The sequence below is a fragment of the Candidatus Mycobacterium methanotrophicum genome (assembly GCF_023515995.1).
Classification (GTDB): domain Bacteria; phylum Actinomycetota; class Actinomycetes; order Mycobacteriales; family Mycobacteriaceae; genus Mycobacterium; species Mycobacterium methanotrophicum.
This window is the reverse complement of record NZ_CP097320.1, coordinates 3696826-3721798: the sequence shown is the minus strand read 5'-3', so window position 1 is coordinate 3721798 and position 24973 is coordinate 3696826. Positions and strand designations below refer to the sequence as shown.

24 protein-coding genes and 7 pseudogenes are annotated in these 24973 nt (G+C 66.2%); 27 read left to right on the top strand and 4 right to left on the bottom strand.

The genetic code is table 11. The features are described 5' to 3' along the window. Positions 1-45 precede the first annotated feature (45 nt). The 3 genes from M5I08_RS19440 (at position 46) to M5I08_RS19430 (ending at position 2655) form a co-directional block, all read left to right on the top strand. Complete coding sequence (locus M5I08_RS19440; protein ID WP_219065556.1) at positions 46-993, top strand: esterase family protein; 948 nt, start codon at positions 46-48, stop codon at positions 991-993. Positions 994-1198: 205 nt separating this feature from the next. After that, complete coding sequence (locus M5I08_RS19435) at positions 1199-1948, top strand: cutinase family protein (RefSeq protein WP_219065555.1); 750 nt, start codon at positions 1199-1201, stop codon at positions 1946-1948. Between the two features lie 8 nt (positions 1949-1956). Then, positions 1957-2655: a PhoU domain-containing protein gene (locus tag M5I08_RS19430; RefSeq protein WP_219065554.1), complete on the top strand. Its 699-nt coding sequence runs from the start codon at positions 1957-1959 to the stop codon at positions 2653-2655. 231 nt (positions 2656-2886) lie between these two features. Here the strand turns inward: M5I08_RS19430 and M5I08_RS27020 are convergent. Next, positions 2887-2952, bottom strand: a pseudogene (locus M5I08_RS27020) (hypothetical protein); the annotation flags it as partial. A 369-nt stretch (positions 2953-3321) separates the two neighbouring features. Between M5I08_RS27020 and M5I08_RS19420 the strand changes: the two are divergent. Both M5I08_RS19420 and M5I08_RS19415 read left to right on the top strand, forming a co-directional pair. After that, positions 3322-3861, top strand: coding sequence for an MPT63 family protein (locus M5I08_RS19420; RefSeq protein WP_249762909.1), 540 nt, complete (start codon positions 3322-3324; stop codon positions 3859-3861). A gap of 109 nt (positions 3862-3970) precedes the next feature. Next, positions 3971-4680: pseudogene (locus M5I08_RS19415) on the top strand (lysophospholipid acyltransferase family protein). An 80-nt stretch (positions 4681-4760) separates the two neighbouring features. Here the strand turns inward: M5I08_RS19415 and M5I08_RS19410 are convergent. Then, positions 4761-5006, bottom strand: a complete 246-nt coding sequence (locus M5I08_RS19410; protein ID WP_219065551.1) for a CsbD family protein — start codon at positions 5004-5006, stop codon at positions 4761-4763. Between the two features lie 122 nt (positions 5007-5128). On the opposite strand from M5I08_RS19410, the pseudogene M5I08_RS19405 reads away from it, so the two are divergent. The 14 genes and pseudogenes from M5I08_RS19405 to M5I08_RS19340 all read left to right on the top strand — a co-directional run. Continuing rightward, positions 5129-6175 (top strand): annotated as a pseudogene (locus M5I08_RS19405) (NAD(P)/FAD-dependent oxidoreductase); the annotation flags it as partial. After that, positions 6172-6564: pseudogene (locus tag M5I08_RS26370) on the top strand (carbamoyltransferase N-terminal domain-containing protein); the annotation flags it as partial. The pseudogenes M5I08_RS19405 and M5I08_RS26370, both read left to right, overlap by 4 nt. Before the next feature lie 39 nt (positions 6565-6603). Continuing rightward, positions 6604-6777: an HAD hydrolase-like protein gene (locus M5I08_RS26365; RefSeq protein WP_305883656.1), complete on the top strand. Its 174-nt coding sequence runs from the start codon at positions 6604-6606 to the stop codon at positions 6775-6777. Positions 6778-6873: 96 nt separating this feature from the next. Then, positions 6874-7164: pseudogene (locus M5I08_RS19390) on the top strand (SIS domain-containing protein); the annotation flags it as partial. Then, complete coding sequence (locus M5I08_RS19385; protein ID WP_249762907.1) at positions 7161-7331, top strand: hypothetical protein; 171 nt, start codon at positions 7161-7163, stop codon at positions 7329-7331. The pseudogene M5I08_RS19390 and the gene M5I08_RS19385, both read left to right, overlap by 4 nt. 54 nt (positions 7332-7385) lie before the next feature. Next, positions 7386-7874 carry a PfkB family carbohydrate kinase gene (locus M5I08_RS19380; RefSeq protein ID WP_249763407.1) on the top strand — a complete coding sequence of 163 codons (489 nt, stop codon included), beginning with the start codon at positions 7386-7388 and terminating at the stop codon, positions 7872-7874. After that, a pseudogene (locus tag M5I08_RS19375) lies at positions 7865-8587 on the top strand (nucleotide sugar dehydrogenase); the annotation flags it as partial. The gene M5I08_RS19380 and the pseudogene M5I08_RS19375, both read left to right, overlap by 10 nt. 40 nt (positions 8588-8627) lie before the next feature. Continuing rightward, the gene (locus M5I08_RS19370; RefSeq protein WP_249762906.1) at positions 8628-9026 is read left to right on the top strand and encodes a UDP binding domain-containing protein; all 399 of its coding nucleotides are present in this window, start codon (positions 8628-8630) and stop codon (positions 9024-9026) included. Between the two features lie 129 nt (positions 9027-9155). Next, entirely contained in the window at positions 9156-9947 is a 792-nt protein-coding gene (gene pyrH, locus M5I08_RS19365) for a UMP kinase (RefSeq protein ID WP_219065548.1), read from the top strand. Between the two features lie 71 nt (positions 9948-10018). Further along, positions 10019-10576 carry a ribosome recycling factor gene (gene frr, locus M5I08_RS19360; RefSeq protein WP_219065547.1) on the top strand — a complete coding sequence of 186 codons (558 nt, stop codon included), beginning with the start codon at positions 10019-10021 and terminating at the stop codon, positions 10574-10576. A 22-nt stretch (positions 10577-10598) separates the two neighbouring features. Then, positions 10599-11519: a phosphatidate cytidylyltransferase gene (locus tag M5I08_RS19355; protein WP_219065546.1), complete on the top strand. Its 921-nt coding sequence runs from the start codon at positions 10599-10601 to the stop codon at positions 11517-11519. Between the two features lie 208 nt (positions 11520-11727). Continuing rightward, entirely contained in the window at positions 11728-12879 is a 1152-nt protein-coding gene (gene rlmN, locus M5I08_RS19350; protein ID WP_219065545.1) for a dual-specificity RNA methyltransferase RlmN, read from the top strand. Beyond that, positions 12876-13385, top strand: coding sequence for a disulfide bond-forming protein DsbE (gene dsbE / locus M5I08_RS19345; RefSeq protein ID WP_219065544.1), 510 nt, complete (start codon positions 12876-12878; stop codon positions 13383-13385). The genes rlmN and dsbE overlap by 4 nt, the downstream gene beginning before the upstream one ends. Positions 13386-13400: 15 nt before the next feature. Further along, positions 13401-14258: a cytochrome c biogenesis CcdA family protein gene (locus M5I08_RS19340; protein ID WP_219065583.1), complete on the top strand. Its 858-nt coding sequence runs from the start codon at positions 13401-13403 to the stop codon at positions 14256-14258. Here M5I08_RS19340 and M5I08_RS19335 read toward each other — a convergent pair. Beyond that, a complete protein-coding gene (locus M5I08_RS19335; RefSeq protein WP_219065543.1) occupies positions 14251-14508 on the bottom strand; it encodes a DUF2631 domain-containing protein in 258 nt (85 codons plus the stop codon). The genes M5I08_RS19340 and M5I08_RS19335 overlap by 8 nt on opposite strands. Before the next feature lie 92 nt (positions 14509-14600). On the opposite strand from M5I08_RS19335, the gene dxr reads away from it, so the two are divergent. The 4 genes from dxr to M5I08_RS19315 are packed head-to-tail and all read left to right on the top strand — an operon-like array spanning position 14601 to position 19021. After that, on the top strand, positions 14601-15770 hold the full coding sequence (gene dxr, locus M5I08_RS19330; protein ID WP_219065542.1) for a 1-deoxy-D-xylulose-5-phosphate reductoisomerase: 1170 nt from the start codon (positions 14601-14603) through the stop codon (positions 15768-15770). Continuing rightward, complete coding sequence (locus M5I08_RS19325) at positions 15770-16963, top strand: M50 family metallopeptidase (RefSeq protein WP_219065541.1); 1194 nt, start codon at positions 15770-15772, stop codon at positions 16961-16963. The genes dxr and M5I08_RS19325 overlap by 1 nt, the downstream gene beginning before the upstream one ends. Beyond that, positions 16960-18117, top strand: coding sequence for a flavodoxin-dependent (E)-4-hydroxy-3-methylbut-2-enyl-diphosphate synthase (gene ispG / locus M5I08_RS19320; RefSeq protein ID WP_219065540.1), 1158 nt, complete (start codon positions 16960-16962; stop codon positions 18115-18117). The genes M5I08_RS19325 and ispG overlap by 4 nt, the downstream gene beginning before the upstream one ends. A gap of 49 nt (positions 18118-18166) precedes the next feature. Then, the gene (locus M5I08_RS19315; RefSeq protein ID WP_219065539.1) at positions 18167-19021 is read left to right on the top strand and encodes a GNAT family N-acetyltransferase; all 855 of its coding nucleotides are present in this window, start codon (positions 18167-18169) and stop codon (positions 19019-19021) included. Between the two features lie 13 nt (positions 19022-19034). On the opposite strand, the pseudogene vapC reads toward M5I08_RS19315, so the two are convergent. Then, positions 19035-19431, bottom strand: a pseudogene (vapC, locus tag M5I08_RS19310) (type II toxin-antitoxin system VapC family toxin). Positions 19432-19675: 244 nt separating this feature from the next. Between vapC and M5I08_RS19305 the strand changes: the two are divergent. The 4 genes from M5I08_RS19305 to M5I08_RS19290 all read left to right on the top strand — a co-directional run bounded on the left by M5I08_RS19305 (position 19676) and on the right by M5I08_RS19290 (position 24891). Further along, complete coding sequence (locus M5I08_RS19305) at positions 19676-21487, top strand: penicillin-binding transpeptidase domain-containing protein (protein WP_219065538.1); 1812 nt, start codon at positions 19676-19678, stop codon at positions 21485-21487. A gap of 220 nt (positions 21488-21707) precedes the next feature. Beyond that, entirely contained in the window at positions 21708-22565 is an 858-nt protein-coding gene (gene map, locus M5I08_RS19300) for a type I methionyl aminopeptidase (protein ID WP_219065537.1), read from the top strand. A gap of 70 nt (positions 22566-22635) precedes the next feature. Beyond that, positions 22636-24135 carry a cobyric acid synthase gene (locus M5I08_RS19295; protein WP_219065536.1) on the top strand — a complete coding sequence of 500 codons (1500 nt, stop codon included), beginning with the start codon at positions 22636-22638 and terminating at the stop codon, positions 24133-24135. Between the two features lie 204 nt (positions 24136-24339). After that, entirely contained in the window at positions 24340-24891 is a 552-nt protein-coding gene (locus tag M5I08_RS19290; RefSeq protein ID WP_219065582.1) for an alpha/beta hydrolase, read from the top strand. Positions 24892-24973 lie beyond the last annotated feature (82 nt).

The following is a 24973-nucleotide window of genomic DNA, read 5'->3' as shown; positions in this document are numbered from 1 at the left end:
AGCGAAATCACAACTGCCCGTTTAAAATTGAAGAGCCAATATGGGATGGCCGTGAATAGTTATCGCCGGGCGCGCCGGTTGCTGACCGCCGCAATTGTGGCGGCCGCCACGCCGGGACTGATCAGTGCGGTTTCGGCTGCGCCACGGGCGCAGGCGGCTGCGCCCGAATTCCTGCAAGTGCCCTCGCCGTCGATGGGCCATAACATCACCGTGGAATTCCAAAGTGGCGGCGCACCGGCCGTCTACCTGCTCGACGGTCTGCGCGCCCGCGACGACCGGAGCGGTTGGGACATCGAAACAAATGCCTTCGACTCCTACGCCGGTTCGGGCATGTCGGTGGTGGCGCCGGTCGGTGGCCGCTCCAGCTTCTACACAGACTGGTACGGGCCGGCCAACGGGCAAACCTATAAGTGGGAAACTTTTTTGACCAGCGAGCTGCCCGGCTACCTATCGAGTCGGGGAGTGCGGTCGAATCGCAACGCCGTGGTCGGCGTGTCAATGTCGGGATCCTCGGCGTTGATCTTGGCCGCTTACCACCCGGGGCAGTTCGCCTATGCCGGCTCACTGTCGGCGTACCTGACTCCCTCGAGCGGCAGTGGGCCGATGCTGATCCACTTGGCGATGAACGACGAAGGCGGCTTCAACCCCAACGACATGTGGGGGCCCGACGGCGGGCCCGGCTGGCAGCGCAACGACCCGACCGTGCAGGCCGGGCGACTGGCCGCCAACAACACTCGGTTGTGGATCTACAGCGGCAACGGCACACCCTCCGAAATCGGTGAGGGCAGCGTCCCGGGCCAGGTCATCGAGGAAACCGTGCTGCAGAGCAACGTTGCCTTCCAAAACGCCTACACCGCGGCCGGGGGCCACAACGCGACGTTCAACATCGACCAAAACGGCGTGCACAGTTGGGGCTACTGGGGTGCCCAGCTTAACGCCATGAAACCGGACATCCAGCGCACGCTGGGCGCCGGCGGGTCGACTGCCTCATAAGACAGCCAAATCCAAACTTTTCCGAGCCGATTAGCCGATTTCTCAAAAGGGACGGACGACGTGACGCAGGAAGACCGAGCGATGTCAGGCTTCCCGCGTTCCGTCAACGCGCCCCGCACCGGCGCATCACCTACGATATGAAACTGTTCGTCCGGCTTCGAAAAATCATTGTTTGTACAGCAACTCGGATGGGAACCTCGGCCGCATGACTACACTTAACCTCCTTCGTTCCTTTGGTCTCACGGTATTGGCGGCGCTGAGCCTCGGTGCTTTTGGCGCCGCCGCTCCCTCGTCGTCCGCTCAGCCTTGCCCCGCCACCCAAGTGGTGTTCGCTCGCGGTACCGGTGAGCCGCCGGGCGTCGGTCCGACGGGGCAGGCGTTTGTCGACGGCCTGCAGTCGCGGTTGGGCGGACGGTCGATGAACGTCTACCCGGTCAACTACCCGGCCAGCGACCAATGGTCCACCGGCATGGACGGCATCCGCGACGCCGGCTCCCACATCGTTTCGATGGCGAACAGCTGCCCCAACACCAAGATGGTGCTCGGCGGCTACTCGCAAGGCGCCGCCGTCATGGGCTTTGTCACCTCGCCTGCCGTCCCCGATTCGATACCACCCGACATCGATCCCGCGACAATCCCGAAGCCGCTGTCGCCCGACATCGCCAACCACGTCGCCGCGGTGGTGCTGTTCGGAACGCCCAACGTGCGGGCCATGAACTTGCTCGGCCAACCGCAGATTGTCATCGGCCCGCTGTATCAGGACAAGACGATCAAGGTGTGCGCCCCCGAGGACCCGGTCTGCTCGGACGGGATCAACTTCGCCGCGCACGATACCTACATCTCTGACGCGAGTGTGATAGACAAAGGGGCGGACTTCGCCGCTGCGCGCCTTGGTGCCGGAGGAAGCGCAGAGGTCGCCGCGACGACATCTCCGCGCCAGCATCTCGGAAGCTGAGCTGCGCGGTGGAAAGCGCATTTCGGTACCAGTTCGGGGCGCTTACCGCGCAGCTTGCCGAGATGTGTGCGATGGCCGCCCAGGCAATGAACGACGCCACGTACGCCTTACTGGATGCGGACCGCAGCATCGCCGACGCTGTCATTGCGGGCTACGACGAGACCGCCGCGATGAGCTCGAGTGCGCACGAAACCACATACTTGCTGCTGTCAATGCCGGCCCCGGTCGCCACGAATCTGAGTGCGGTGGTCGACGCCGTCCAGATTGCCGTGGATGCAGAACGGATGGGCGAATTGGCAACGCAGGTAGCAAGGATCGCTTGCCGTCGGCATCCTGATCGAGCGGTGCCGACGCAGGTGGTCAAACCCATAGCCGATATGGGCGCGTTGGCGGTGTCGCTGGCCGGCGACGCGCGCGACACGTTGTTGTCCGGGGACTCCGCCTTAGCAGCACACATCAGCCGCGGTCGCGATGCCATGGAGAATCTGCACCGCGAGCTGGTAACTCTACTGGTCGACGAACGCTGGGCACACGGGGTAGCCGTCGCTGTGGACGTCACCCTGCTGGGCGGGTGCTATCAGCGCTTTGCTGATCACACGGTGCAGATCGCCCGACGCGTCGCCTTCCTCACAGCCGGCCGCTACGGACGAACGCAACCGGCGACTAAGGGCAGACCTGTCAGCCCTCTACCAAAACGATCCGCCTGAATTCGGAAATAAGTCCTGGGTGGCATCATGGCGGCGTCTCTGCTGGCTTGGTTGTCATGGTTGCCGCGTCGTGGGCCCAGCGTTGGGCACATCCGGGTCGTCGTCGGCCGGAGGCTCCGGGCCGCGCCACTCCTCGGCCCGGATCGAGCGGTTGCCCTGCAGCGTGCCGCGTAGACGCTTCTGCAGAATCTGCAACACCCGACGGCCAGTCTGGGCGCCGGCCTGATCAGGCAGGGCCTCGGTACTTTCCCCGGCTGAGTGCGTCTGCAGCCACTCCCTCAACTCCCGGGAAGGCATGTTGACCACACGATGAAACTCCTCCCATAGACCTGGATCCACCTCGACGTGCTGAGCCATCGCCTGCCTCCTGGTTGGTTCGAACTCGGCAACGGTCTTCGGCTACCCGGGCGGGTCAGCGCCTAATCGGGCCTGCCGTTCGCCCGCGGCAGCTTTTACCGGTTATCGGCAGGGTGAAGAATTTCGCATGTCTAATTCATTCCCAACACCTATGGGAGTGTTTCCCCAGCTAATACGCCTGCACGGGAGCGTGTGGTTTTGACGCTGACGGGAATGGGTATCGCAAACGGTCGTGCGAGCCCGCCCGGGGCCGGTGTGGGCAATCGCCTGAAGAGAAGAAACGAGCATCACGAAACGAGAGGAGTTAGCGTGAAGTTCACCCCGACTACGGCAAAGGCGGCGATTGGAGCTGCGGCAATCGCGACAGCCGGCCTTTTCACTGCGGCGACCGCGGTTGCCGCTCCTCCCACCATCCAGGGATTCGGCACCAGCGAGCAGCTCAACGACGGTAATCTCTCAACCGCCTACACGGTGAGCAACTTGCGCCCGTCCAACGTGGTCATCCCCGGCTATACGCCACAGGGCCACCTCTACCAAGCCGACATCACCGCGCAGGCGAATAGCGGGACCGTCACGCCGATGGTTACCGACTTCAGCGCCCGATCCACCGTCGGGCCTGCGGCCAACGTCCCTCCGGGCGCCCCGCCCGTGGGTAACGGCACCACCGAGAACGGCGCGACGTACCACGTCATCAACAGCGTGCCGGTTCCCAACGGGCTGAGCCCGGCGCCGATCACTCAGGGCAACCAGGCAAGCGGCATGCTGTACTTCGACGTCACCGGGCCACCGCCCACCCAGGTGGTGTACAACGACGGAGTGCAGGACATCCTCGTCTGGACCAACTCCTAACACCAGCCTCGAGTAGGCGCTAGCCAAATTGTCGGCCTCCCCGCGTCGTCATCGACGCGGGGAGGCCGCATTTTCGAATCGCTTCGCGCAGCAATCGATTGGGGCCAGCATGAGTTCTACCGACCACAGATCCGCCGATATACGCCAGCAGGCGCGTGAACAGGCTGATCAGGCTCAGGGCGCAATGGAGGATCGGCGTCGGGCACAACAGGGCGGTCTGAGCGGCTGGGTGGCCGAACGTGCAGGAGAATGGGACCTTCGCGGCTTCGATGAGACTACGATGCAGCGCCAGAAGTACTTCTGGAATACGTTGGTGGACTAGTGGTTTCGGATGGAGATCGACGGCTGGGAAAATATTCAAGACCCGCCGGTGTTGCTGATCGGCATCCGCTCCGGTGCACCGTTCGTCTGGGATGCCTGGACTGTCGGCCTGCAATGGTGGCGACGGTTTGGCCGAGAGCGTCAACTACACGGCACCGTTCACGATGCGCTGATGGCCATCCCGGGTTTCAGGCGGTATTTCCTAGCAATGGGTGTGACCGACTTTGACGGGCGTTGCGGCTGGACCGGCTGTTGCGGCTCAAAGTGTTTCCACTCGCCATCTCGCTGCCCTGGGGAATTGCCCCGGCTGCACTGCCACAGCTGCCGCTGCCGGCCAAGATCAGGACCCGGTTCATGCCGCCAGCCGAGTTCGACCATGCCCCGCAGCGCGCCGATGACGACGATTACGTCGAGCGCAAATACCACGAGGTGCAAGAAAGCATTCAGCGCGGGACGAATGCGCTGGCGCGCAAGCGCGCATTCCCCCTGTTCGGCTGAAAGCCGCTATGTTGAACAGCTTTTAGCTGAAGATTAGGATGGCCCGGTCCACCGGACCGGGCCACCAATAGTTCCAGCTATTACTTCCGCTGGTGCGATTCTTCCTTCCGTTCGGCCACCTCAGCGCTACCGCGGGCCGCGTCGGCTTCAGCCTCCCGCTTGGCGGCGTCGCGCTGAGCCTCGGCCTTGTCCTGCTGAGCCCTGCCCTCGCGCGCGAGGTCGTCTTGACCGAGTACGCTTCCGGCCGCTTCCTTGTATTTCTTGACCGGTTCGACAGGGGAAACCGTGGCATTGGCTTCCCGCGCCGCGCTTCGGCGGATTCCCATGCCACCGAACGGTCAAACCTCTTTGGCCGCCTAGAGATCCCCGCTTCCTTGCTCATCGCTGCTGAGAGGCCGGAACTGATCCCCTGTGATGCCCACCACCGGTTTCCGGCTGCCGATGGCGGTTGGTGCTCGAAGCCCGCAAAGCCGGCGAAGTGACCACAGGCAACACGACCGGAAAAATCAGTCTGCTGCAGGGCACCACGTTGTCGAGGATCCTGGCCCGCCACGGCGCTGACCTTGCCCGCGACTACGTGAAAGGCAATCGCGAGGGCCAAGATTGGCTACTGCGATATTGTGCGGAAAACGATGTCTCGGTGCAGCGCGAAGACGCCTACACGTATGCGCAATCCGCGAACGAAGTGCCGTCGGCGCGCGCCGAGCCGGCAGCTTGCCGATTGGCCGGTCTGGACGCCGATTGGGACAACGACGCCGGCGTTCCGTTTCCCTATCACGGCGGTGTGCGCCCTGCCGATCAAACTCAGTTCGATCCAATGCCTTTGTTGGATAGTCTGATTGGAGAACTCGCCAGCCGTGCAGGTCGGATCGCGGAGGGCGCCCGGGTGGGGTCGGTGTCGCAGCATCACGGCCGGGTACAACTGCGGGTGCATACCGGCCAGGGCGACGCGCGCGTTGATGCCGGGCAATGCGTGCTTGCTACCGGCATTCCGATTCTTGAGCGTGGCGGATGTTTCGCGAGACTCAAACCCAGCAGGTCCTACTCGTTTGCGTTCGACGTTCCGGGGGAGCTCACCCGGCCGATGTTCATCTCTGCCGGTTCGCCGACCAGGTCGCTGCGCTACGCCCCGGTCGACGGCGGCGAGCGTCTCGTGGTGGCGGGCGCCGGTCACACCGTGGGGCGCAAGAGTCCCACTGCCGAGCTGGACGAGTTGTTGTCGTGGGCGCTCAAGTACTTTCCGGGTGCTGCGGTGACGCACCAGTGGTCGGCGCAGGACTACACGCCAATCGACCGGCTGCCGTATGTTGGCCCGATCTTGCCGGGCGGTGAAAAGATTTTTGTCGCAACGGGTTTCAACAAGTGGGGGCTCGCCGCGGGTGTCGCCGCGGGCCTTCTGCTCAGTAGCCGGATTCTCGGAGGGCGGATGGACTGGGCGCGCGCGTTCGCCGCCTGGAGCCCGCACGAGGTAACCGGCATCACCACGGCCATGCAATGCCTGGGCTCGACCCCGGCATAGTCCGCCATGTGCGCCATCACGTTGCGCACGCGGCGTCGGCCTCGCTGGTCTCCCCGCAGCCCGACAGCGCCGTGCTCGTCGTCGACGGTCGCGGCGAGTCGACGTCCATGCTGGCTGGCAAGTACCGCGACGGAAAGCTGGACATCCTCGCGTCCTAACAGCTTCCGCATTCGCTGGGGTTGCTCTACGAAAGCCTCGCCGAGCATTTGGGATTCAAGCGATCCAGCGACGAATACAAGGTGATGGCCATGGGCTCCTACGGGCGCCCGACTTATGCCGAGCGGCTGGCCGAACTGGTTTACGCGTGCGGCGAAGGCACATTCCGCACCGAGCCGATCGGCTGGACCGCTTTCACCGATCCCCGCCTGGCCGACGCTCTTGGCGTGCACACCTCCCGCTGCGTGATGATCGGCGACACCGGCGGTGACGTCGCAGCTGCCCAGGCCGCCCAGGCCAAAGCCGTTCTGGTGCCCACCGAAAGGACCCGGTGCACAGAGATCAGCGACGCCCGGGTCAACGCGAAAGTGGCCGCCTCGCTGGACGAGGCAGTCACCCTGGTGCTGGAGGGGCTGGATTGACAACAGCGTTGGTGGCCCGAGTCTGGACGGCATCGCCGCCCGCGACGTCGTGTTGGCGGTCGCTGAGCTAGTCAGCCGAGGTGCAGCATGATCGACGCCCGCGGCGTGCGCGCGCATGGTCGGTTCGGCGACGTGCTGGTCGCGTTGTCTACCAGCGGCACCAGTGCCAATGTCTTGGCCGCGGTCAAGGTGGCCAGCGAAATCGGGGTGACGACCTGGGGGCTGACCGGTCCGGCGCCCAACCCGCTGCAGGCCATGTGCGACGACGCAATCTGCGTGGAGGCCGAATCGACGGCGACCGTGCAGGAAATCCATCTGGTATTGCTACACGGACTGTGCAGAGCGCTCGACGAGTCGCTGCCTCGGGCAGGAGCCGGATCGACATGAAACCGCTTGTGATCGTCGGCGATTCGTTGCCCGACATCGACATCGACATCGACGGTACGGCTGATCGACTTTCACCCGAGGCGCCGGTGCCGGTGGTGGAACCCGAGCGGATCTGGCATCGGCCGGGAGGCGCCGGTCTGGCAGCAGTGTTGGCAGCTCGTGGCTAGGCCGGCCACCCGCAATTGCGCGGCTTGCTGCAGTCGGCGACCGCGCACGTTCCGATGGTGTGGGACCCTCATCCCCGGGGCGCCCGCCCGATCGGCGATTGCGCTCTTGTCACTCCGAACCAGGCTGAAGCGCAAAGGTTTTCGCTGTCGGCCGCTGGCGGTCAACTGGCCGGTACGCTGCGCCAGGAGTGGGGCGTGACCGCGGTGAGCGTCACGCTCGGCGCCCGTGGCGCCATGTTCGCCGACCAGCACCACGGCGCCCGTCACATTGCGCCGCCGGAAACGGCCGCTGCTGGTCGCAGCGATACCTGCGGTGCCGGTGATCGGTTCTCGGTGGCGGCCGCGATCGCGCTCAGCGAAGGTGCCGACGAACTGGCGGCCGCCACCGCGGCGGTGGCGGCCGCGTCGAGGTTCGTCGCCACCGCGGTGTGGGCCGGTGATTGTGGCGACCCGCATAGTGACCGGCCGCACCGTGGGCTGTTGCTCATCACCGCGTCGCGGGTGATCGAGGCTGCTCGACGGATTTTGGAGGAATGCGCGTGAATCTCAAGGTCGGAGTGGTCGGCGCCGGCTATGTCGGCTTGACCACGGCGGTGTGTTTGGCCGCCAAGGGAGCCGACACCTTTTGCATGGACAACGACGCGGGCCGGTTGGCCGAGTTGCGGAGTGGCCGCGCCGGGATCGACGAGCCGGGGCTGGACGAATTATTGTGCAGCGGTGTCGAGCTCGGCACATTGCGCTTCACCCGTCACTGCCGTCGACTGGGAGATCGTGATGTCGTGTTCATCTGCGTTCCGACACCGGCCAACGACGGCGGCAGCACCGATCTGAAAGCGGTCGAGAACGCGGTAGGCGAACTGGCGCAGAGCTTGCGGCCCGACGCGGTGATCGCCGTGAAATCGACTGTGCCGGTGGGTACCTCTCGTCGGCTCAGCCAGATGCTGGCTGGACGCGGCATCCATACGGTGGTGAATCCGGAGTTCTTGAGAGAAAGCCATGCCGTCCACGACTTCTGCCATCCCGAGCGGGTGGTGATCGGTGCCGTCGCCGATGGGGATGAGGCCGCCGAGCGGGTGGCCTCCCTCTGCGCTGACCAGGCTGTTCTGCGGATGAGCCTGGAAAGCGCCGAGCTGGCCGAATATGCCAGCAACGCGTTTCTGGCCGTCAAGCTGTCGTTCGTCAACTCGATGGCCGAACTGTGCGCGCGGGTGGGCGCGGACATCCGCGACATCACCGGCTGCATGGGCGCCGACGAGCGAATCGGCCACCATTTCCTGGCGCCCGGCCCGGGTTGGGGTGGTTCGTGTCTGCCCAGACGAGGTCAAGGTTGCCGCGCTGGGACTGACTTTCAAGGCGGGGACCAGCGATATCCGGGATTCGCCGGCCGTGGCCATCTGCAAGGGTCTTCAAGACGCCGGCTCCCAGGTGACCGCCTACGACCCCCGCCCGGACAGCCTCGAAGGGGCACGATTACCGGTCGGCACCGCTCGGGACCCCTACGTTGCCGCCAAGGACGCCGACGCGATCCTGGTGCTGACCGAGTGGCCGGAATTCGGCGAGCTGGACTGGGGCTACATCGAGCGGTGCGTGGCCCCGGGCGCGGTCGTGATCGACACCCGCAACATCCTCGACCGCGAGGCCGTCATGGGGTCGCGGCTGGTGTGCCTCGGCAACGGCACCGCGGGCGGCTACTGACCCGCGCTACCCGACCATCCGGTCGACTCCCGGGACGCGCCGCCTGGCCGTAAGGCAGGATGGATCCTGCCCTTTGGGATAGCCGTCTTGGGGGTTAGCCGGATGGTGCCCTCCCGTGCTAGGAGTGTGATGACGGAGCAGGAGCCGACCAGCCCCAACGGCGCTGGGGCATTTCCGCGTGCCGAGGGATACCCGGGCGCTAAATCAGCAGGCCGCCCGAAGTACACCCGAGTGTTGCTCAAGCTGGGCGGCGAGATGTTCGGCGGCGGACAGGTCGGGCTGGATCTCGATGTGGTCGCGCTCGTCGCGCGCCAGATCGCCGAGGTGGTCCGCACCGGTGTGCAGGTCGCTGTCGTCATCGGCGGCGGCAACTTCTTCCGTGGTGCCCAACTTCAGCAACGCGGGATGGAGCGCACTCGTTCGGACTACATGGGAATGCTCGGCACGGTCATGAATAGCCTTGCCCTGCAAGACTTTTTGGAAAAAGAGGGCATCGTCACCCGGGTGCAGACCGCGATCACGATGGGCCAGGTCGCCGAGCCCTACATTCCGCTGCGGGCCCGGCGTCACCTGGAAAAAGGACGTGTGGTGATTTTCGGTGCCGGCATGGGGCTGCCGTATTTCTCGACTGACACGACGGCCGCACAGCGGGCATTGGAGATCGGCGCCGACGTGGTCTTGATGGCCAAGGCCGTCGACGGCGTGTTCGCTGAGGACCCGCGCGTCAACCCGCGGGCCGAGCTGCTCACGGCGATCACCCACCGGGAAGTCATCGACCGGGGCCTGCGGGTGGCCGATGCCACCGCGTTCAGTTTGTGCATGGACAATGGCATGCCGATCCTGGTGTTCAACCTGCTCACCGACGGCAATATCGCTCGCGCGGTTGCGGGTGAGAAGATCGGAACACTGGTCACCAGCTGAGCGGAGCGGCGCAGACATGCGCGCCGCGACGATGCACAGCGCATAGCGCGATGAGGAGGAGCGGCGCGGACATGATTGACGAAACCCTCTTCGACGCCGAGGAGAAGATGGAGAAAGCGGTGGCGGTGAGCCGTGACGACCTATCGACCATCCGCACCGGCCGCGCCAACCCCGGCATGTTCTCCCGCATCGTTGTCGACTACTACGGCTCGTCTACCCCGATCACTCAGCTGGCCAGCATCAACGTCCCCGAAGCGCGCCTGGTCGTCATCAAGCCTTACGAGGCAAGCCAGCTCCGTGCCATCGAGACGGCGATCCGCAACTCCGACCTGGGCCTCAATCCGACCAACGACGGCACGCTGATCCGCGTCGCGGTGCCCCAGCTGACCGAGGAACGCCGTCGCGAACTCGTCAAGCAAGCCAAGGCCAAGGGCGAAGACGCCAGGGTCTCGGTGCGCAACATCCGCCGCAAGGCGATGGAGGAACTGCACCGCATCCGCAAGGACGGCGAGGCCGGCGAGGACGAGGTCGCGCGCGCCGAGAAGGACCTGGACAAGGCCACGCACCAGTACGTGACCCAGATCGACGAGCTGGTCAAGCACAAAGAAGGCGAGCTGCTGGAGGTCTAACGGCCCTCAGCAAACCACGGCGGTGGCAGACACTGAGACCGGCGCAAATACCCCGGCCAACGGTTCGGTGCGACAGTCCTTGACGAAGAAGCCGAAGAAGAAGTCGCGGGCCGGCCGAAATCTGCCGGCTGCGATCGCCGTCGGCGCGGCCATCGGGTTCACGATTATCGCGATCTTGATATTCGATCGGTACCTGTGGGTCCCATTGGTCGCGGCCGCCATCGCGATTGCCTCTCATGAGGTGGTGCGACGGCTGCGCGAGGCCGGTTACCTCATTCCGGTCATTCCGCTGCTGATCGGCGGCCAGGCCACCGTCTGGCTGACCTGGCCGTTTCATGCAGCCGGCGCGCTGGCCGGTTTCGGCGCCACGGCTGTGGTCTGCATGTTTTGGCGGCTGACGCTTGAGGGCGCGCCCTCGCCGCACGGCCCCGGCAACGCCGACTCGTCGTCGAACTTCCTGCGGGATGTCGCCGCCACGGTCTTCCTGGTCGCCTGGGTGCCGTTGTTCGCATCGTTTTCTGTGCTGCTGGTCTATCCGCATGACGGATCGGGCCGGGTGTTTTGCCTGATGATCGGCGTGGTGTGTTCGGACATCGGCGGATACGCGGTAGGCGTGCTGTTCGGAAGGCATCCAATGGTCCCGTCGGTCAGCCCGAACAAGTCCTGGGAGGGACTGGTCGGTTCGCTGTTGCTCGGGGTCACCGCGACCGCGCTGACGGCCGTGCTGTTGGTGCACAAACCAATCTGGGTCGGAGTGCTGCTGGGTTTCACGCTGGTGGCCACCGCCACGCTCGGCGACCTGGTGGAATCGCAAATCAAGCGCGACTTGGGCATCAAGGACATGGGCCGGATCCTGCCCGGGCACGGCGGCCTGATGGACCGACTGGATGGAGCCTTGCCGTCGGCGGTCGCGACCTGGGTTGTCTTGGCGCTGGTGCCCTGAACACCTGCCCGTCTCCTCCTCACGCCGTTGCACGGCGCGCATCGTCGCCGGGCGGAACACCTGCCCGTCTCCTCCTCACGCCGTTGCACGGCGCGCATCGTCGCCGGGCGGAACACCTGCCCGTCTCCTCCTCACGCCGTTGCACGGCGCGCATCGTCGCCGGGCGGAACACCGCTGGTCTGCGAAACAGGCCCATACTGGTGCTGGGATGAAGCAAGAGTTGGTGTTCGAGGCACCGCGCCGGGGTCTGCCGCCGCGGCACCTGGCCGATCTCGACGACGCCGAGCGCATCGACGCCGTCGTGGCACTGGGCCTGCCGCCGTTTCGCGCCAAACAACTCGCCCACCAGTACTACGGTCGGCTGATCGGCGACCCGCAGCAGATGACCGATCTGCCGGCTGAGGTTCGCGGCGCGGTGGCCCAGGCGCTGTTCCCCAACCTGCTGACTGCGAGCCGGGAACTCGCTTGCGACGCGGGCTCAACCCGCAAGACGCTGTGGCGGGCCGCCGACGGCAGCACCTTCGAGTCGGTGCTGATGCGTTACCCGCGGCGCAACACCATCTGCATTTCGTCGCAGGCCGGCTGCGGCATGGCGTGCCCGTTTTGCGCCACCGGGCAGGGCGGGCTGACGCGCAACTTATCGACCGCCGAGATCGTCGAACAAGTACGTGCGGCGGCTGTGGCGCTGCGTGACGACTGGGCAGACCGGTTGTCGAACGTGGTGTTCATGGGGATGGGGGAGCCGCTGGCCAACTACTCCAGGGTGCTGGCGGCGGTGCGCGGCATCACGGAAGGCTTCGGGATTTCGGCCCGGTCGGTGACGGTGTCGACGGTCGGGCTGGCCCCGGCGATCCGCAAACTTGCCGACGAGCGGCTGCCGGTGACGTTAGCGCTGTCGCTGCACGCCCCTGACGACGAGCTGCGTGACATGCTGGTGCCGGTCAACAACCGGTGGAAGATCGCCGAAGCGCTGGACGCCGCCCGCTATTACGCCGACGTGACCGGTCGGCGAGTTTCGGTGGAATACGCGCTGATCCGCGATGTCAACGACCAGCCGTGGCGCGCCGACCTGCTGGGCAAGCGGCTGCATCGCGCGCTGGGCCCGCTGGTGCACGTGAACCTCATTCCGCTGAACCCGACACCCGGCAGCGACTGGGACGCCAGCCCGAAGCCCGCGCAGCGCGAGTTTGTCCGGCGCATCCGCGCCGCCGGCGTGCCCTGCACGGTGCGGGACACCCGCGGCCGCGAGATCGCCGCCGCGTGTGGCCAGCTCGCCGCCGACGGCTCGGCGCACCCACGTGAACCGGCCGGGGGACAGCAACGTCTTCCCGGTGGCGACCAGCAAAGGAGACGAGCATGAGAATCCGATTCCGGCTTGGCAGGTTGGCGCTCGGCGTGGCCACAATCGCCACAGCCGCCTCGGTTGTCGGGCTGAGCGGTGCGCCGCGGGCGCTGGCGGGCGATGACCGTCTGCAGTTCAGCGGGACCACAATCAGCGGTGCGCCCTTCGACGGGGCAAGTTTGGTGGGAAAGCGCTCTGTGCTGTGGTTCTGGACGCCGTGGTGCCCGTTCTGCAACGCCGAAGCGCCCGGTCTGAGCCACGTGGCCGCCGCTAATCCCGCGGTGACGTTCGTGGGCGTCGCGGCGCACTCCGACACCGGCGCGATACAGGACTTCGTCTCGAAATACCACCTGAACTTCACCCAGCTCAACGACGCCGACGGCTCGATCTGGGCCCGCTACAACGTGCCCTGGCAACCGGCGTGGGTGTTCTACAACTCCGACGGGACGTCCACGTTTGTGAACAACCCCACCGCGGCGATGTCGCAGCAGGAGTTGTCCGATCGGGTGACGGCGCTGAAGTAGCTCGTGGACTTGGGCGTGGATTCAGGCCTGGTCAGTCTGGCGTTCGCCGCCGGATTGGTCGCGGCGCTCAACCCATGCGGGTTTGCCATGCTGCCGGCCTACCTCGTTCTGGTGGTACGCGGGGAGCGCGCCACGGGATTGGCCGCGGCCGGCCGGGCCGTGGCGGCGACCGCCGGGATGGGGCTGGGATTTTTGACCGTGTTCGGGCTGTTCGGAGCGCTGACCATATCGGTGGGCGCGACCGTGCAGCGGTATCTGCCGTACGCGGTCGTGGTAATCGGCATTGTGCTTGTCGCCCTGGGAATTTGGCTTCTATCAGGCCGGGAGCTGACGCTGTTGGCCCCGCGGTATCGGGGCGGGGGAGGGGCTCCGACTGCTCGGCTCGGGTCCATGTATGGCTACGGCGTCAGCTATGCGATCGCCTCGCTGTCGTGCACGGTCGGGCCGTTCCTGGCGGTCACCGCCGCCGGCTCGCGCCGCGGCTCGCTGATCGGCAGCGCGTCGATCTATCTCGCCTATATCGCGGGCCTCACCCTGGTCATCGGCGTGCTGGCCATTGCCGCCGCCGTCGCGACCGCGGCGGTGGTGAATCGGCTGCGGCGAATCCTGCCCTATGTGAATCGGATCAGCGGCGTGCTGCTGATCCTCGTTGGGCTGTATGTCGGTTACTACGCCCTCTACGAGATCCGGCTGCATACCGCCCATGGCCTGCCGTCCGATGCGCTGCTCGCAGCAGCGGGCCGCGTGCAGGGCTGGCTGGCCGGCTGGGTGCACCTGCATGGCGCGTGGCCGTGGGTGCTGGCGCTCGCCACCCTGGTGGCAGGTGCGCTGGTCGGCGGCTGGTACCGGCGGCGCGATAAGCGCGCTACCTGAGCCAGCCGCGCCGGCGGCCCCACCAGTCACGCACCACGAAGAAGAGCACCAGGGCCGCGAAACCGATCAAGTAACAGTTCTCGATGTGGCCGACGTGATTGCCGTCCAGCATTGCGAGCAAAAGGCCGACGATGCACAGCCCGGTGATGTGCCAGGTGCGGTGGTTGATTTTGCTCCAGCCCCACTGCGCCGACGGCACATCAGCGACGTCGACCCCTTCGCTGTAGCGCTCCACCTCGGTACTGGCCACGGCGACTCCTCCGGTAGGGGCTCGGTGTTGCTGGAAACGATTGCGGCCATTCTGGCATATCGCGGGTTGCGGGGCCGCGGCACAATGACTAGGTGACCGACCGCCGTCTCAAGATCCTGGTGCTGGGCAGCACCGGGTCCATCGGCACCCAGGCGCTGGAGGTCGTCGCCGCCAACCCCGACCGCTTCGAGCTGGTCGGCCTGGCCGCCGGCGGCGGGCACCCGGAGCTGCTGGCTTGCCAGCGCGCCGAAACCGGTGTGATCAATGTCGCCGTCGCCGACCAGCGCGCCGCCCAGACCATCGGCGACGTCACCTACCACGGGCCCGACGCAGTCGTCCGGCTGATTGAGAACACCGACGCCGACGTCGTGCTCAACGCGCTGGTCGGCGCGATGGGGCTGCAGCCCACGCTGACCGTGCTGGCCTCGGGTGTCCGACTGGCCCTGGCGAACAAGGAGTCGCTGATCGCCGGCGGTCCGCTGGTGTTGCGGGCCGCGCAACCGGGCCAGATCGTGCCCGTCGACTCCGAGCATTGCGCGCTGGCGCAATGCCTGCGCGGCGGATCTGCCGACGAGGTGGCCAAGCTGGTGCTGACCGCCTCCGGCGGACCGTTCCGCGGCTGGTCGGCCGCCGACCTCGAGCACGTCACACCCGAGCAGGCCGGTGCCCATCCGACCTGGTCGATGGGCCCGATGAACACCTTGAACTCGGCGTCGCTGGTCAACAAGGGGCTCGAGCTGATCGAAGCCCACCTGCTGTTCGGCATCTCCTACCGGCACATCGACGTCGTCGTGCACCCGCAGTCGATCGTGCATTCGATGGTCACGTTCACCGACGGCTCGACGATCGTGCAGGCCAGCCCGCCGGACATGAAACTGCCCATCGCGCTGGCGCTCGGCTGGCCGGAGCGGGTGCCTGCGGTGGCCGCCGCCTGCGATTTCTCCACCGCGACGAGCTGGGACTTCGAGCCGCTGGACAATGAAGTCTTCCCGGCCGTCGAGCTGGCCCGCAACGCCGGTGAGATCGGCGGCTGCATGACCGCCGTCTACAACGCCGCCAACGAAGAAGCGGCCGAGGCGTTCCTGGCGGGCCGGATCGGCTTCCCGGCCATCGTGCGCACGATTGCCGAGGTCTGCAGCGCCGCCGACCAATGGAGCGGCGCACCCGCTACCGTGGAAGACGTACTCGACGCGCAGCGCTGGGCCCGCGGTAAGGCCAGACGTGCGATAGAGCGAGCCACACAGGAGGTCTTACCAAGCTGATGATGTTCGTTATCGGCGTCGTGCTGTTCGCGTTCGCCATCCTGCTCTCGGTGGCGTTGCACGAATGCGGTCACATGGGCGTCGCCCTTGCGACCGGGATGAGGGTGCGCCGCTATTTCGTGGGCTTCGGCCCGACGCTGTGGTCGACGCGCCGCGGCGAAACGGAGTATGGCCTCAAGGCCATTCCGGCCGGCGGGTTCTGCGATATCGCCGGCATGACGTCGGTCGAGGAACTCGCGCCCGACGAGCATGACCGCGCGATGTACAAGCAGAAGACCTGGAAGCGCGTCGCGGTGCTATTCGCCGGTCCGGGCATGAACTTCGTCATCGGCTTGGTGCTGATCTACGCCATCGCGGTCAGCTGGGGACTGCCGAACCTGCATCCCTCCGCGGTCATCGGTCAAACCGCTTGTGCGGCCTCGGAATACAAGCAGGGCCAATTCGAGAAGTGCACGGGTGACGGGCCGGCGGCCGCGGCCGGAATCCGGGCCGGCGATGTGGTGCTCAAGGTCGGCGAAACTCCGGTCACCGACTTCTCCGAGATGGCCGCCGCCGTGCAGAAAATGCACGGAACCGTTCCGATCGTCATCAAGCGCGACGGCCAAACGATGACCAAATACGTCGACATCGTCCAGCGGCAACGCTGGGTCACCGGCGCCAAGCCTACGACGATCGGGGTGATCGGCGTGATGGGCACGGCAGCCGGCCCCACGCAGTACAACCCCGTCAGCGCGGTGCCGGCCACGTTCTCCTTCACCGGCAACCTGACGGTCCTGCTGGGCAAGTCGCTGGTCGCCATCCCGACCAAAGTCGGCGCGCTGGTCCACGCGATCGGCGGCGGCCAGCGCTCGCTCGATACACCGATCAGCGTCGTCGGTGCCAGCATCATCGGCGGCGACACCGTCGACCACGGCGTCTGGATGGCGTTTTGGTTGTTCCTCGCGCAGCTGAACTTCATCCTGGGCGTCATCAACTTGGCGCCGCTGCTGCCGTTCGACGGCGGGCACATCGCGATCGCGGTGTTCGAGAAGCTGCGCAACATGGTTCGGTCGGCCCGCGGCATGGTCGCGGCCGCGCCGGTCAACTACCTCAAGCTCATGCCCGCAACCTACGTAGTGTTGGTCCTCGTGGTCGGCTACATGCTGTTGACGGTGACCGCCGACGTGGTCAACCCGATCAGGTTGTTCCAGTGACCACAGGTCTGGGTATGCCGGCAGCCCCGGCGCCCACGCTGGCGCCACGACGAACGACGCGGCAGCTGATGGTCGGCGATGTCGGGGTGGGCAGCGATTGCCCGATTTCGGTGCAGTCGATGTGCACCACCAAGACCCACGACATCAACTCGACCCTGCAGCAGATCGCCGAGTTGACCGCCGCCGGCTGCGACATCGTCCGGGTGGCCTGCCCGCGTCAGGAGGACGCCGACGCGCTGCCGGCGATCGCCAAGAAGAGCCAGATCCCGGTCATCGCCGACATTCACTTCCAGCCGCGCTACATCTTCGCTGCGATCGATGCCGGCTGCGCCGCGGTTCGGGTAAACCCCGGCAACATCAAGGAATTCGACGGTAGGGTCGGCGAGGTCGCCAAGGCGGCCGCAGCTGCCGGGATCCCGATCCGCATCGGCGTCAACGCCGGCTCGCTGGACAAGCGGTTCATGGAGCGCTACGGCAAGGCCACGCCCGAGGCGCTGGTCGAGTCGGCGCTGTGGGAGGCCTCACTGTTCGAGGAGCACGGCTTCTCCGAACTCAAGATCAGCGTCAAGCACAACGACCCGGTGGTGATGGTCGCCGCCTACGAGCAGCTGGCCGCGCGGTGCGACTACCCGCTGCACCTCGGCGTCACCGAGGCCGGTCCGGCCTTTCAGGGCACCGTCAAGTCCGCGGTCGCCTTCGGCGCGCTGCTGTCACGGGGCATCGGCGACACCATCCGGGTGTCGCTGTCGGCGCCGCCCGTCGAAGAGGTCAAGGTCGGCGCCCAGATCCTCGAATCGCTGAATCTGCGGCCGCGCTCGCTGGAAATCGTGTCCTGCCCGTCATGCGGTCGCGCACAAGTCGACGTCTACACCCTGGCCAACGAGGTCACCGCCGGACTCGAGGGCCTCGACGTGCCGCTGCGGGTTGCCGTGATGGGCTGCGTCGTCAACGGGCCGGGGGAGGCGCGCGAGGCCGACCTCGGTGTTGCGTCGGGCAACGGCAAGGGCCAGATCTTCGTGCGCGGCGAGGTGATCAAGACCGTGCCCGAGGCGCAGATCGTCGAGACGCTGATCGAGGAAGCGATGCGGCTGGCCTCGGAAACAGACTCGGAGATAGGCACAGCGAGCGGTTCGCCGGTCGTGACCGTAAGCTGAGACGTGGCCCACTCGGGCCCCAATTGTCTGGTGGCAGAAAGAGTCTTTTATGTCGGCTCCGCCCACCCGTCGCATGGTCAACGAGCGACGGGTGTCGGTAGTGCGCGACGGCGCCGCGGTGCGCCGCGTCTTCGACGACGATCCGATCGGATCGTGCATGGTCGCCGCCCGGGTGGCCGATCACGGCCTCGACTCCAACTCGATCGGCGGCGAGTTGTGGACGCGCCGCGGGCCTGAGGAGTCGCTGTGCTATGCCGGCGCGAACCTGATTCCGTTGCGCGGCCAACTGACCGACCTGTATGCGTTCGCCGATGCGGCGCTGACCGCGTCGCGGCGATGTTCGTCGCTGGTCGGCCGGGCCGAGTTGGTGATGCCGATGTGGCAGCGTCTCGAGCCGGCCTGGGGCCCGGCCCGCGACGTGCGCGAGCACCAGCCGCTGATGTCGCTGGCTCGGATGCCGACGTGTGAGATCGACCCTGGTGTGCGCCAAGTGCGGCCCGACGAGATCGACACCTACCTGACGGCCGCGATCGACATGTTCATCGGCGAGGTGGGAGTCGACCCGCGAATCGGCGACGGGGGCCGCGGCTACCGACGACGGGTCGCCAACCTGATCGCGGCGGGCCGAGCCTGGGCCCGCTTCGAAAACGGCCAAGTGGTTTTCAAGGCCGAGGTCGGCTCCCAGTCACCGGCGGTCGGCCAGATCCAAGGAGTCTGGGTGCATCCGGAGTGGCGCGGCAAGGGGCTGGGCACCGGCGGTACCGCGACGCTGGCGGCGGTGATCGTCGGCACCGGGCGCATCGCCAGCCTGTACGTCAACGACTTCAACACGGTGGCCCGGGCCACCTACGACCGTGTCGGCTTCGTCGAAGTCGGCACCTTCGCGACGGTCCTGCTGGACTAACGCGCGAGCGTCGTCAGAACAAAGACAGCGTCCGCAGGCCGCATTGCGCTGCGATGGCCTCGATGTCGCGGTCACGGTGCGCCACTGGCAGATCCAAGCGCAGTGCCGTCGCTGCGACGAGGCAATCGATGAGGCTACGGACAGTCTTTCCGCTACGCCGACAGCGCCGTGGATCGCTGCGGCGTCCTCGGCGTCGCGCACCGGAGCCAGCGGCTGAATTGCGAAGCGCTGCAGGAAACGGCGTCGCACCGAAGTGGTTGCCTCGTCGGTGGCGCCAATAGCAACTCCATCAGCACCACTTCGGGTACGACCAGCGACGTTTGATCGGCAATGCGGTCGGCGACCCAACGACTCGCCGTCGATTCGGCAGATTTGAAGAATTCGATCCACACCGAGGTGTCGACGATCATTCCGCCTCGTCGCTGTCGCGCTCAAGCGCGGAGAAGGTTTCAAGCTCGTCATTGGTGTAGTCGAAGCCCGTGCCATGGAACCGCCCTACTGCATGCTGTCTCGTGCGCCGAGATCGACGTTAGAGCGGCCGCTACTCGCACTTCTGGCGCTAACGTCGATCTCGACGCAAAGGAGCTTGCGTAACGATTTAGTCTCGGTGCGCCTCCGCCGATATGGGCGCACAGTTCCATAACATCTGCCTCAATGGCAACAAAAACCACAGTGGTATCAGCCGCGACGCTGGCGGTGCTTGTCGCGGCGACAGCCGTGTCCGCCTGTACGCCGCGCGCCGAAGGCCCCGCGCCGGCCGCAGAACGGTTCTTCGCTGCGTTGTCCACAGGCAACACGGCGGCGGCCGCCGACCTCAGCGATGCTCCCACCGACGCGCGCGAAGCGCTCAACGCGGCGTGGGCGGGCCTGCAAGCCAGCCACCTCGACACCCAGAGCCTCGGCTCGAAATACATCGAAGACATCGGCGCGGTGAGCTACCGCTATACCTGGCACCTGCCGAAGAACCGGACCTGGACCTACGACGGCCAGCTGAAAATGGCCCGCTACGAGGGCCATTGGCAGGTGCGGTGGAGCACCACCGACGTGCATCCGCGCCTCGGCGAGCACCAGACGTTCGCGCTGCGGGCCGATCCGCCGCGACGCGCGGCGGTCAACGAAGTCGGCGGCACTGACGTGCTGGCTCCCGGCTACCTGTATCACTACATGCTGGACGCATCTCGGGCGGGCGGCTATCTGATCAGCACCGCCCACGCGGTGATCGATGCGCTGCATCCGTTCGACGACACGCTGGGCGACCCGCAGCGGCTCGCCGAGCAGGCCAGCTCGCTGGGCAAGCCGATGGATTTGATCACGCTGCGCACCGACGACAACAACCGGGTCGCCCCCGCGATCGGCAACCTGCCCGGGGTGGTGATCACACCGCAGGCCGAGCTGTTACCAACCGACGACCACTTCGCTCCGGCGCTGATCAGCCAGGTGAAGAAGGCGGTGATCGACCAGCTCGACGGCCAAGCGGGCTGGCGGGTGGTCGCGGTCAACCAGAACGACGTGGACGTCGCGGTGCTGCACGAGGTGGAGCCGTCGCCGGCCGCGTCGGTCTCGATCAGCTTGGACCGGCCGGTGCAGAACGCCGCTCAGCGCGCGGTGGACAACCAGAGCCGTCAGGCGATGATCGTGGCGATCAAACCCTCGACCGGCGAGATACTGGCCGTCGCGCAGAACGCCGCTGCCGACGCCGTCGGCCCGCTTGCCACCACCGGACTCTACCCGCCGGGGTCGACGTTCAAGATGGTCACCGCCGGCGCGGCCCTCGAGCGTGACTTGGCAACTCCGAACACGCTTTTGGGCTGTCCCGGGGAGGTCGACATCGGGCATCGCACCATTCCGAACTACGGCGGGTTCGATTTGGGTGTGGTGTCGATGGCACGGGCATTCGCCAGTTCGTGCAACACCACGTTCGCCGAGTTGGCCAGCAAGTTGCCGCCACGCGGTTTGACACAGGAGGCAAGCCAGTACGGCATGGGGCTGGATTACCAGGTGGACGGCATCAGCACTGTCACCGGATCGGTACCGCCGACGGTCGATCTGACCGAGCGGACCGAGGACGGCTTCGGTCAGGGCAAGGTGCTGGCGTCGCCGTTCGGCATGGCGCTGGTCGCAGCGACGGTGGCCGCCGGAAAGACGCCGGTGCCGAAGCTAATCGAGGGGCGGTCGACGGCAATCACCGGCGACACCACACCGATCAGCCAGAAGGTGATCGACGATCTGCGTCCGATGATGCGGCTCGTGGTGACCAACGGCACCGGCAAGGAGATCGCCGAGTGTGGCGCGGTGTACGGGAAGACCGGTGAGGCCGAGTTCCCGGGCGGGTCGCACGCCTGGTTCGCCGGCTACCGCGGCGATATGGCGTTCGCTTCGCTGATCGTGGGGGGCGGCAGTTCGGAGTATGCGGTGCGGATGACGAAGTTCATGTTCAACTCGTTGCCGGGCGACTATCTGACCTGAAAGTGGTTGCGCGGCCACGTTTCTGCTAAGGGCCGGGACGTAGCCGGGCGAGAAGCGCTCGCGGCCAAAATCTCGTTATCCAACGAGTGTCAAATAGATTGCTTGCCGACGATGCAGGAAATCGGTAACGCTCTTCGGACCGCACTCCCCTGAGCGAAGCCCTCGCCGGGCCGTTGCCCGACCCACATCGTCGCGGGGCAACGGCGGATACCATGGTCGCATGCCTGTTCGTTCTGCGCTGTCCGCCGGCGCGCTCTCGCCGACACTGCCGGTGCCCAAGTCGATCGCGCGCCCGGAATACGTCGGCAAGCCGACGGCGCGGGAGGGCACCGAGCCGTGGGTACAACCGCCCGACGTGATCGAGAAGATGCGGGTGGCCGGCCGGATCGCGGCCGGGGCGCTCGCGCAGGCGGGCAAGGCGGTCGCGCCCGGTGTGACGACCGACGCGTTGGACCGCATCGCCCACGACTACATGGTCGACCACGGCGCCTACCCGTCGACACTGGGCTACAAGGGTTTTCCCAAGTCCTGCTGTACGTCGCTGAATGAGGTCATCTGTCACGGCATCCCCGACTCGACGGTGATCGAAGACGGCGACATCGTCAACATCGACGTCACCGCCTACATCGACGGTGTACACGGTGACACCAACGCCACGTTTCTTGCCGGCGACGTGGCGCAAGAGCACCGGCTGCTTGTCGAGCGCACCCACGAGGCGACGATGCGGGCGATCAAAGCCGTCAAACCGGGCCGTGCGCTTTCGGTCGTCGGGCGCGTCATCGAATCCTACGCAAACCGGTTCGGCTACAACGTCGTTCGCGACTTCACCGGTCACGGCATCGGCACCACGTTTCACAACGGGCTCGTTGTCCTGCACTACGACGAGCCGTCTGTCACCACGATCCTCGAGCCGGGCATGACGTTCACCATCGAGCCGATGATCAACCTCGGCACGCTGGACTACGAGATCTGGGACGACGGCTGGACGGTGGTCACCACAGACCGCAAATGGACCGCGCAATTCGAGCACACGTTGCTGGTCACCGAGTCCGGCGCGGACATCCTCACGTGTCTCTAGCGCGAGCAGACGCTGAATCGCACGATCACGGGGCGGAAAATGCGATTCTGCGTCTGCTCGCCACAGAAAGGTGAGCGGTGCGCTGCTGGTCGCCGGCACCAGCTCCGACGCCGGGAAGTCGACGGTGGTCGCAGGACTCTGCCGGTTGCTGGCGCGCAAGGGCATTCGAGTCGCGCCGTTCAAGGCGCAGAACATGTCGAACAATTCCGCGGTCACTGTCGAGGGCGGTGAGATCGGTCGAGCCCAGGCGATGCAGGCCCGCGCGGCCGGCCTGGCGCCCAGCGTGCGGTTCAACCCGATTCTGCTCAAACCCGGCAGCGACACCACGTCGCAACTGGTGATCCGCGGACAGGCCGCCGACTCGGTGACCGCGACCGGATACTGGTCGCACCCCAACCGGCTGCTCGATATCGTGCTCGACGAATTATCGCAACTGCGAAGCGAATTCGACGCGGTGATATGCGAAGGAGCCGGATCGCCGGCCGAAATCAACCTGCGCGCAACGGACTTGGCTAACATGGGCCTGGCCCGCGCTGCGAATGTGCCGGTGATCCTGGTCGGCGACATCGACCGCGGCGGTCTGCTGGCGCATCTGTTCGGGACGGTGGCGGTGCTCGAGCCCGACGATCAGGCGCTGGTCGCCGGGTTCATCGTGAACAAGTTTCGCGGCGACGCGGCGCTGCTGGAGCCCGGGTTGCGGCAACTCGCCGAGCTCACCGGTCGCCCGACCTACGGCGTACTGCCGTACTGCGACGACCTGTGGCTCGACGCCGAGGACTCCGTCTCGGCGCTGGCCCACCGGGTCATCGGCAGGCCGCAGCCACCGCGCGGTTCGGGGTGGCTGCGGGTCGCGGTGCCGCGGCTGCCGCGGATCTCCAACTCCACCGATATCGAAGCGCTGGCCTGCGAACCCGGCGTGCTGGTGCGTTGGGTCAGCCAATCCGCCGACCTGGTCGACGCCGACGTCGTCGTGCTGCCGGGCACCAAGGCCACCGTCGCAGACCTGGGCTGGCTACGGGAGCGAGGGCTGGATTCGGCCATCGCCGCGCATGCCGCGGCCGGGCGCACGGTGCTGGGTATCTGCGGTGGCTTCCAGATGCTGTGTCGCTGGATCGACGACGCGGTCGAAAGCGGGTCAGGCCGGGTCGCGGCGATCGGGATGCTGGACGCCGACATCGTGTTCGCCCCCGACAAGGTGTTGCGCCGCTGGCAGAGCACACTCCACGGCTACGAGATTCACCACGGACGCCTGTCCCGCTGCGCGGAGGCCGGCTGGTTCGAGGTGAATGGATTCCCGCAGGGCTATCGGCGCGGCCAGGTTTTCGGAACGCACTGGCACGGCCTGTTCGACAACGACGACTTCCGGCGCCGTTGGCTGACCGACGTCGCGGCGGCAACCGGCCGCGACGGGTTTGTGGTAGCTGATGACATTGACGTTCCCGCGCGCCGGGATGGCCAACTGGATATGATGGCAGACCTGTTGGACGCCCACCTCGACGTCGATGCAGCCATCGGATTATTAGGCAGTGGCCCGCCGCCGCGCCCGACCGTCATCGCCGCCCTGCACTGACAACGTCGCCGGCCGTTTCAAAACGGCGGTCAGTCAAAAGCTTCAAAAGGGCCGTTCCCTTATCGTCGCGGTCATCGTCGCAAATTGACGCGCCAGTTCTATGTTGCAAGAACGTTTCCAATTGCAACTGTGTCAACACACTGCGCGAAAACGGCCCGCGCGCGGGCTACTCGACTGTAATTTACTCTAGTGCCTTCGACGATGATGACAACCGTCGACGGGTTTCCCATCCAGGTGAGTGATACCGGTCCGGATCAGGGCTCCGTCGTGGTATTGCTGGCTGCCGCGCAGCGCGCGCCTGCCGCGTACGACGCGGTCTGCGGTCGCCTGCATACCGCGTCGCTGCGGACGATTGTCGTCGGATCAGACCCACGCCTGACGCCGAAGTCGGTCATGGGCATTCTCGATGTGCTTGACATCGACTGGGGCGTGCTGGTCGGCGATCGGGTCGGCGGCGAGCTGGCCTGGGAGCTGGCGGCGACCAGGCTGGACCGCTTCACCGGTCTGGTGGTCATCGACCGGGGGCATCCGCGGGTCGCCGACGCCGCCGGGGTGATTCGCGACAACCACTGTCCACCGGTCGAGATCAACACAACCGCGCTGGTCAGCATGCCGGCTACGCAGGCGGTGGCCCGTGCCAGCCAACGGTTCGTTTACGGCGATTACCGCGTTGTCGAATTGCTTACCCGGCGCAACGCGTACGAGTCGACGGCCCAGTTGGCCGCCGAGATCGTCCTGCGAACCAGCACCTGGTGACCCGCGAGCCGGATCAATCCCGCTACGGAAGTGGTTGTTGCGCCCGATGACCTGATCGCGTACTTCGACGCCGCAACAATCG